The organism is Rhizobacter sp. P2_H2 (assembly GCF_056403375.1).
This window is the reverse complement of record NZ_JBFUFP010001644.1, coordinates 1-786: the sequence shown is the minus strand read 5'-3', so window position 1 is coordinate 786 and position 786 is coordinate 1. Positions and strand designations below refer to the sequence as shown.

Genomic DNA, 786 nt, shown 5'->3' with positions numbered 1-786 from the left:
GCATGGGCCTGCTCGAGGCGATCCCGGACGCCGACATCATTGCGCGTGCCAGGACGGCTCCGGATGCCGACGGCGTCCAGGGCATCGCGAACTACGCGTATGACCCGGAGACCGGCAAGGTGCGCCTGGGCCGCTACGGCTGGAAGGCCTCGAAGGTCAGCCTGCGCCACCAGGCATCGGCGGCCGCGCTGCTGGACATGTCGGTCACCTCGCCGGTCTACCCGAACCGCGACTGCCTGTACGGTCCGGCGAAGTGCAGCACCGCGAACCGCGTCGACCCCGGCCTGACGGAAGACGCGCTGAAGCTGCTGGAGCGCTACGTGGCCCTGCTGGCCGTGCCGGCGCAGCGCAGCGTCGCGAGCGGCTACCCGAAGGGTGTCACTCCGCTGGCCGCGCTGAACCCGGACGTCAACAAGATCGCCGCCGGCGCCACGGTGTTCAACACCATCAAGTGCTCGACCTGCCACGTGACGGAGATGACGACCGGCTCCACCAGCGAGTTCCAGGAAGCGCGCGACCAGAAGATCAAGCCCTACACCGACATGCTGCTGCATGACATGGGCACGGATCTGGCCGACGGCCTGACCGAAGGTCTCGCGACCGGCAGCATGTGGCGCACGTCGCCGCTGTGGGGCATCGGCTACACCGAACTGGTCGCCGGCAAGGACGTGAAGGTCGGCTACCTGCACGACAGCCGCGCCCGCACGCTGACCGAAGCCATCGTGTGGCACGGCGGTGAAGGCAAGGCCAGCCGCGATCGCTTCATCGCGCTGAGCAAGACCGACC

The 786-nt window shown here is 68.6% G+C and carries 1 protein-coding gene; it reads left to right on the top strand.

The window, feature by feature from the left end:
- The coding region (locus AC1D15_RS35320; RefSeq protein WP_477829754.1) for a di-heme oxidoredictase family protein at positions 1-786 on the top strand (786 nt) is incomplete at both ends.